The sequence below is a fragment of the Ornithinimicrobium sp. genome (genome assembly GCF_051004135.1).
Lineage (GTDB): Bacteria > Actinomycetota > Actinomycetes > Actinomycetales > Dermatophilaceae > Ornithinicoccus.
Map to the genome: position 1 here is coordinate 1 of NZ_JBPCKQ010000115.1, position 7,400 is coordinate 7,400.

The window sequence follows — 7,400 nt, forward strand, 5'->3', positions numbered from 1 at the left end:
TTAAGCACGCCGCCAGCGTTCGTCCTGAGCCAGGATCAAACTCTCCGTAGAAAAAAATCCCTACAAAAGGGTCCAAAACCCAACAAACAATCAACCCGACCACCACACACCCCACCCACAAAAGAGAACAGGACACACAGAAGCCAGGCAAACAAACTATGGCATCAATTTTTGACACGCTGTTGAGTTCTCAAGAATCACACGCACACCAACTGACGACGCCTTGTGAGCGCTGCTGTTGTCCGGGGCAACCTCATCATGCTAGCGGCACCGGGACACCCGAGTCAAAGCAACTCATGAGTACGGCCACCGTGTGCGACGAGGGTGTCAGGCCCCGGGACCGGCCAGCGTGCAGATCATGTCTGCTCGGTGTCCGTGCCTCCCTGTCGGGCTGACGGTTCGAAACCTTAGACGCCCCGGTGGCCCGTCAGCAAACTGCCTGGTCACGGGGCTTGCGGCGCACCGCCCGCGGAGCTGGCCCGCACCACCGCCAAGTGCCGCTTCCCGCGTTTGAGGAGCGCCACGCGGTCGTGGATGAAGGTGTTCGCCGTGAGCTGCGCCTCGACGTCTGCGCGCTCATTGTTGACCGACACGCCTCCCTCCTGGAGGAGACGGCGAGCCGCACCCCGGCTCTCGGCCAGTCCCGTCGCGACCAGTCCCTCGACGACGGTGGCACCGGGCGCGAGGTCTGCGTGGGGCAGCTCGGCGGTCGCGTCCGACAGGGTCTGCGCGTCCAACATGGCCGGGTCACCTTTGCCGAACAGGACCCGGCTGGCCGCCTCCACCTGCTCCGTTGCGGCCACACCGTGCACCAGGGTGGTCACCTCCCGAGCCAGTGCTCGGTGGGCCTCCCGCAGGTGCGGGCGCTCGGTCACGGAGTCCTCTAGGTCAGCGATCTCGGCCGACCCCAGACCAGTGAAGATCTTCGCGAGGCTGACCACCGAGGCGTCCTCCACGTTGATCCAGTACTGGTAGAAGGCGTACGGACTCGTCAGCTCCGCGCTCAGCCAGACCGCGTTGCCCTCCGACTTGCCCAGCTTCGCTCCGCCGCTGTCCACCAGCAGAGGCGTGGTGAGCGCGTGCACGGTCGCGCCCTCGGCCCGGTGCACGAGGTCGACCCCTGCGGTGAGGTTGCCCCACTGGTCGGTCCCCCCGGTCTGCAGGGTGCAGCCGAACTCGCGGTACAGGTGCAGGTAGTCCAGGGCCTGCAGGATCTGGTAGCTGAACTCGGTGTAGGAGATGCCCTCCTGACTGGCCAGCCGGGCGGCGACCGCGTCCTTGCGGATCATCTGGTTGACCCGGAAGTGCTTGCCGATGTCGCGCAGGAAGTCGAGCGCGCTGATCGGCGCCGTCCAGTCGAGGTTGTTGACCATCACCGCGGGGTTGACACCATCGAAGTCCAGGAAGGGGCGCACCAGGTCCTGGATGCGCGCGACGTTGGCAGCCGTGTGCTCCTTGGTCTTCAGGATCCGCTCGGACGTCGGCTTGGGGTCACCGATCAGGCCGGTGGAACCCCCCACCAGGCAGATCACCCGATGGCCGGCTCGCTGCAGATGGCGCAGCACGACGAGCTGCACCAGGTTGCCGAAGTGCAGCGACGGCGCCGTCGGGTCGAAGCCGCAGTAGACCGTGAGCGGCCCCGCTGCCAGGGCCGTGCGCAGGTCCGTCTCGTCGGTCGTCTGCGCGACCAGGCCACGCCACTGCAGATCCTCCAGGACGGTGTTGCTCACGATCTCGTGCTCCTCGTCTCGTCGCGTGCGGGGCGAGGCGGCCCGCGACCCGGGGCCAGCCTGCCTCATCGCGGCCGGGGAGCGACAACCCGGCCCGGCCGGTAGGCGGACACGCTCGACTCTCCCTCGATCCAGAACCGCCAGGGGTATGCCGTTCCGTCGCCACCGGGGCCGCTCACCCCAACTCGTGGTCCGGTCCGGATCCGGGACGCCGCGGGGGCCGAGCCCTGCCGGACGTGCACCGTCGCCCCCGCCGCGCACAGGTCCATGCCGTTGTGCCTCAGATCCACACCCAGTCCCTGCGTCAGCCGAGCCGGACCCCGCGCCAGGTCGCGGGCAGGATGGGTGAGCGACCGGCCTGCGTCGCGGCGCGCCCGCGCCCCGTTCTCCCCCGCGACCACCTCGCCGGCGCGCAGCAGCACCGCCCCCGCGACGCCGTCGCGGCCGCAGACCACGTTGAGGCAGTGGTGCATGCCGTAGGAGAAGTAGACGTAGGCGTGTCCTGCCGGGCCGAACATCACTGCTGCGCGAGGGGTGGGTCCACGATGGGCGTGCGACCCGGGATCCTCGCCGCCGGCATACGCCTCGACCTCCGTCAGCCGCACCCCGACGGGTCCGTGCCACACGACCGCTCCGAGCAGCCTGGGCGCCACCTCCAGCGCGGGATCCGCGAAAAGCGCCCTGGGCCAGGGAGCGCCCTGCAGATCGGCCGCCGCACCGTCCGGCTCCACCTATCGAGCACCATCTCCGCGCACAACCCCGAGCCGTGTTCCGGCCAGCAGCAGGAGCGGCGTGACGACGACGATCGGGATCACCGACAGGAGGATCCCGATCATGAACAGGCCCGTGACATCCGAGCTGGACCACCACAGATACAGGGTCACCAGTGCAGCCACGTCGGCGAGCACCCAGAGCCCGACGAAGATCCACCGGTGGGGTCGGGCCAGCGCCCCGGCGAGCACACATCCGGCCGCGACCGTCAGGAACCAGGCGATGGCGGTGGCGTCGGCGGCCTCCGCGCCGGACCAGGACACCCACAGCAACCAGGCCACGGCAGGCGCCAACAGCACCACGGCCACAGCTGACCACACGGGCACGCCGTCGACCGGTGCTGCCTGCCTCGGGCTAGGGCTCGCGCTCATGGTGAGCACGATAGTGACCCGCCGTGTCGCTAGTCACGCACGGACGGTGTCACTTCGATCCACCGGCGGGCCACGGCCAACCGCTTGAGCAGGTGGGCCCGCTGCTCGGCCACCCGGGCCGGAGCTGTCCCGCCGAAGGAGTCCCGCGAGGCCAACGACCCGGGCACGCTCAGCACGGACCGCACCTCAGGGGTCAGGTGCTCGCTGATCGAGGCCAGGTCGCCGTCGCTCAGCTCCTCCAGACCGATCCCGCGGCCCTCGCAGGCCTGCACGCACGCACCCGCCACCTCGTGCGCCACCCGGAACGGCACCCCTTCGCGCACCAGCCACTCCGCCACGTCGGTGGCCAGCGAGAAGCCCTGCGGCGCCAGCTCCGCCATCCGGTCGCGGTGGAAGACCAGCGTCGAGACCATCCCGGCCACGGCCGGCAGCAACACCCCCAACGTGTCGACCGCGTCGAAGACCGGCTCCTTGTCCTCCTGCAGGTCACGGTTGTAGGCCAGCGGCAGCCCCTTCAGCGTGGCCAGCAGCCCGGTCAGGTCCCCGATCAGCCGTCCGGCCTTCCCACGGGCGAGCTCGGCGACGTCCGGGTTCTTCTTCTGCGGCATGATGCTCGAGCCGGTCGAGAAGGCGTCGTCGAGGGTCACGAAGCCGAACTCGGCGGTCGCCCACAGGATGATCTCCTCGCTGACCCGGGACAGGTCGACGGCGATCATCGCGGTCACGAACGAGAACTCCGCCGCGAAGTCCCGACTCGCCGTCCCGTCGATCGAGTTCTCGACCGCACCCTGCATACCCAGGTCACCGGCGATCGCTTCGGGGTCCAGCCCGAGCGAGGACCCGGCCAGCGCCCCGCTGCCGTAGGGCGACCAGGCGGCGCGCCGGTCCCAGTCGACCAGCCGGTCCACGTCGCGCAGCAGCGGCCAGGCGTGGGCCTGCAGGTGGTGGGCCAGCAGCACCGGCTGCGCGTGCTGCAGGTGCGTGCGGCCGGGCATGGCCACCTCTGCGTGTCGATCGGCCTGGTCGACCAACGCCTGCACCACGTCGAGCACCAACCCGCCGAGCGCCCTGGCCTCGTCCCGCAGATACATCCGGAACTGCGTGGCGACCTGGTCGTTGCGGGACCGACCGGCGCGCAGCCGACCGCCCACGTCGGGGCCGACCCGCTCGATCAGCCCGCGCTCCAGCGCGGTGTGCACGTCCTCATCTGCCGGCTGCGGCGCGAAGGCACCCGAGCGCACGTCGGCGAGCAGGGTGGCCAGCCCGGCCAGCATCGTGTCGAGATCCTCCTCGCTGAGCAGGCCGGCCTGGTGCAGCACGCGGGCGTGGGCCCGCGACCCGGCGATGTCGTAGGGCGCCAGCCGCCAGTCGAAGTGTGTGCTCTGTGACAGGGCAGCCAGGGCCTGGCTCGGTCCGCCGGAGAATCGTCCCCCCCACAGGCTCGCCGTCATGAGCGTCTCGCAGTCATAGCGGCATTGTGCTGGGTATGCCGATCGCCCCGTCGCACCGGTCCCTCACGACCCGCTCTGGTCGGCGGCTCGCAGGTCCCGGGCCGATGCCATCTTGGCGGGTAGCGCCCATAGCTCGATGAAGCCCTTGGCAAGCGACTGGTCAAAGGTGTCCTGCTCGTCATAGGTCGCCATCCCGTAGTCGTAGAGGCCGACCGGCGAGCGACGGCCGGTGATCGTCGCCCGGCCCCCCTGCAGCGTCATCCGCACCTCGCCGGACACGTGCTCCTGGCTCGCGTCGACGAACGTGTCCAGCGCGCGGTGCAGCGGGGAGAACCACAGCCCGTCGTAGGTCAGCTCGCCCCAGCGCTGGTCGACGCCCTTCTTGAAGCGGGCCAGCTCGCGCTCCACGGTGACGTTCTCCAGCTCCTGGTGGGCGGTGATCAGCGCGATCGCGCCCGGCGCCTCGTAGACCTCGCGGCTCTTGATGCCGACCAGCCGGTCCTCGACCAGGTCCAGCCGGCCGACGCCGACGGCTCCGGCGCGGCGGTTGAGCTGCTCGATCGCCTCGAGCATGCTCACCGGCTGCCCGTCGATCGCCACCGGCGCGCCGGTCTCGAACGTGATGGTCACCTCGTCCGCCTCGTGCGCGGCGGCGGGGTCGGAGGTGTAGGAGTAGATGTCCTCGATCGGCGCGTTCCAGATGTCCTCAAGGAAGCCGGTCTCGACGGCGCGGCCCCAGACGTTCTGGTCGATGGAGTAGGGGTTGGACTTGGTGGTCTCGATCGGCAGGTCGTTGGCGTGGGCGAAGTCGATCGCCTTGTCGCGGGTCAGGGCAAGGTCGCGGACCGGGGCGATGCAGGTCAGGTCGGGCGCGAGGGACAGGATGCCGGCCTCGAAGCGCACCTGGTCGTTGCCCTTGCCGGTGCACCCGTGCGAGACGGTGGTCGCGCCGAACTCCCTCGCGGCGGTGACCAGGTGCTTGACGATGACCGGGCGGGACAGCGCGGAGACCAGCGGGTAGCGGTCCATGTAGAGCGCGTTGGCCTTGAGCGCGGGCAGGCAGTACTCGTCGGCGAACTCCTCGCGGGCATCCGCGACATAGGCCTCGACGGCGCCGCAGGCCAGGGCCCGCTTGCGGATGACCTCCAGGTCCTCCCCGCCCTGGCCGACGTCGACGGCCACGGCGACCACCTCGGCTCCGGTCGCCTCGGCGATCCAGCCGATGGCCACGGAGGTGTCCAGGCCGCCGGAGTAGGCGAGGACGATGCGGTTGGTCATGTCAGAAGCTCCTTGGTTCGGTGCTGGTGGTGAGGGGTATGTCGTGGGCGCCGGGCTCGGCTCAGTGTCGGTGCGGTCGGCCGGGCCCGGCTCAGCGTCGCTCATGCGAGTCGACCCGGGCCAGCGAGAGCAGGTCCGCGGCCACGGCGGCGGCACCCTGGGGGTCGGCGGCGATGACCAGGATGGTGTCGTCGCCGGCGATGGTGCCCAGCACGTCGGCCGTGTCGCTGCGGTCGATGGCCGAGGCGAGGTACTGCGCCGCGCCCGGTGGCGTGCGCAGGATCACCTGGTTGCCGCTGTGCGCGGCGCTGACCAGCAGCTCAGCGCACAGCCGGGTCAGCCGCGCCGAGACCTCGGCGCCGTCCACGGCCGGACGGGGTGTCGGGTCGCCACCCTGGGCGGGCACGGCATACACCAGTCCCAGCCCGGGCCCCTGCCGGATCTTGACGGCACCGAGCTCGAGCAGGTCGCGCGAGAGGGTGGCCTGAGTGACGCTGATGCCGTCCCTGGCCAGCAGGGTGAGCAGGTCGGCCTGCGAGCCGACAGCGTGCCGCTCCAGCACGTCAGCGATCCGCTGGTGCCGGGCAGCACGCGTCGTCGGGATGGCCCCCGTCGCTAGCTCGGTCGTCGTCACGCAGCAGAACTATACATCCCTCTGCATGAATATCCATCGACACTCGGCTTCTGGTCCGCTCGGGGCGCGGGGCGCCTCGGGCGGGCTACCCTTCTCGGAGTTTCTCCCCTGGACCCGGTGAGATCGTCGCGTGACTGTGCCGCCCGAACGTCGGCGGCCGTCGTGTTGATGGTGCCGCTACGGGAGGAAGCCCCCCGGGCTGCTGACCATCTCAGCGCGCAGACCGATGGGTCACCGGGTGTCACGACGGTGCACCATCGCCTCCTCGGACCGGTCCGGGCGTTGCTGCTCGCAGCGCCAGATGCCGAGCAAGGGACGGTGGCGACCGGAGAAGGTGGGGCGAGCTCACAGACGCAAGCCGAGGTCCACGATCGCTGAGGCCACCGAGCGCAACCCGACGTGGTTGTTGCGGGCGTGTCGCCGGATCCGCTCGAAGGCCTGCCCGACATCCTCGTTGTGCACCTGCGCGACGATCCCCTTGGCCTGCTCGATCACCACGCGTGAGTCCAGTGCATGTTGCAGCTGCTCGGTCAGCTGTTGCTGCCGCTGCAGCCGCGAGGAGTTGACCAGCAGGCCGGTGCACATGTCGGCCAGGACGTGCACTGCGCGCAGGTCCTCCTCGCTCCAGTCCCGGGCCCCCGCGGCATAGAGGTTCAGAGCGCCAACGGCCGTGCCGTCCAGGCGCATCGGGATGCCCGCGACGGCACCGATCCCCAGCTCGGCGGCCGTCGCGCGGTAGGCGTCCCACCCCTCGGTCATCCGTGCCAGGTCGGGGATGGCCACCACCTCCCCGGTGCGGTAGGCCTGCACGCACGGGCCCTCCTGGGCCTTCGCCTGGGCGTGCTCCAGAGCCGCGACCGTCTCGGGCACCGCCGTGGCGAACGCCAGCCGGTCGCCCGTCGCCAGGGACACGGCGCTGCCGCAGATGCCCAGCATCGCGGTGGCACGCTCGGCCAGCTCCTGCAGCGTGTCGTCCACGTCATACGGCATGACCAGTCGGCCGGCGAGGCTGAACCAGCGCCGCACAAGCCATTCCGGCTAGTACTACAGGGCTAGATCATGATCATTTGTAGGCGGAGATGGCGTCGGATGTGAGCGGGGCGGGCGTCGGCTTGATGACGTCGGCGCCACCTGGACCAGTGCAGGGCGAATTCGATGGACGCCT

Annotated in this window: 7 protein-coding genes; all 7 read right to left on the reverse strand. The window is 70.1% G+C overall.

The features are described 5' to 3' along the window. Window positions 1–443 precede the first annotated feature (443 nt). The 7 genes from tyrS to ACR2FV_RS07320 all read right to left on the reverse strand — a co-directional run bounded on the left by tyrS (window position 444) and on the right by ACR2FV_RS07320 (window position 7,225). Window positions 444–1,730 (reverse strand): tyrosine--tRNA ligase, encoded by a 1,287-nt coding sequence (tyrS, locus tag ACR2FV_RS07290; protein ID WP_434015028.1) that lies wholly within the window; start codon window positions 1,728–1,730, stop codon window positions 444–446. A 65-nt stretch (window positions 1,731–1,795) separates the two neighbouring features. Beyond that, complete coding sequence (locus ACR2FV_RS07295) at window positions 1,796–2,461, reverse strand: DNA-3-methyladenine glycosylase (RefSeq protein ID WP_434015029.1); 666 nt, start codon at window positions 2,459–2,461, stop codon at window positions 1,796–1,798. Next, the gene (locus ACR2FV_RS07300) at window positions 2,462–2,872 is read right to left on the reverse strand and encodes a hypothetical protein (protein ID WP_434015030.1); all 411 of its coding nucleotides are present in this window, start codon (window positions 2,870–2,872) and stop codon (window positions 2,462–2,464) included. 29 nt (window positions 2,873–2,901) lie between these two features. Further along, window positions 2,902–4,323 carry an argininosuccinate lyase gene (gene argH / locus ACR2FV_RS07305; protein ID WP_434015031.1) on the reverse strand — a complete coding sequence of 474 codons (1,422 nt, stop codon included), beginning with the start codon at window positions 4,321–4,323 and terminating at the stop codon, window positions 2,902–2,904. Window positions 4,324–4,386: 63 nt separating this feature from the next. Next, a complete protein-coding gene (locus ACR2FV_RS07310; RefSeq protein WP_434015032.1) occupies window positions 4,387–5,601 on the reverse strand; it encodes an argininosuccinate synthase in 1,215 nt (404 codons plus the stop codon). A 91-nt stretch (window positions 5,602–5,692) separates the two neighbouring features. Then, window positions 5,693–6,235 (reverse strand): arginine repressor, encoded by a 543-nt coding sequence (locus ACR2FV_RS07315; protein ID WP_434015033.1) that lies wholly within the window; start codon window positions 6,233–6,235, stop codon window positions 5,693–5,695. Window positions 6,236–6,580: 345 nt separating this feature from the next. After that, the gene (locus tag ACR2FV_RS07320) at window positions 6,581–7,225 is read right to left on the reverse strand and encodes a GAF and ANTAR domain-containing protein (protein WP_434015034.1); all 645 of its coding nucleotides are present in this window, start codon (window positions 7,223–7,225) and stop codon (window positions 6,581–6,583) included. Window positions 7,226–7,400: the final 175 nt, after the last annotated feature.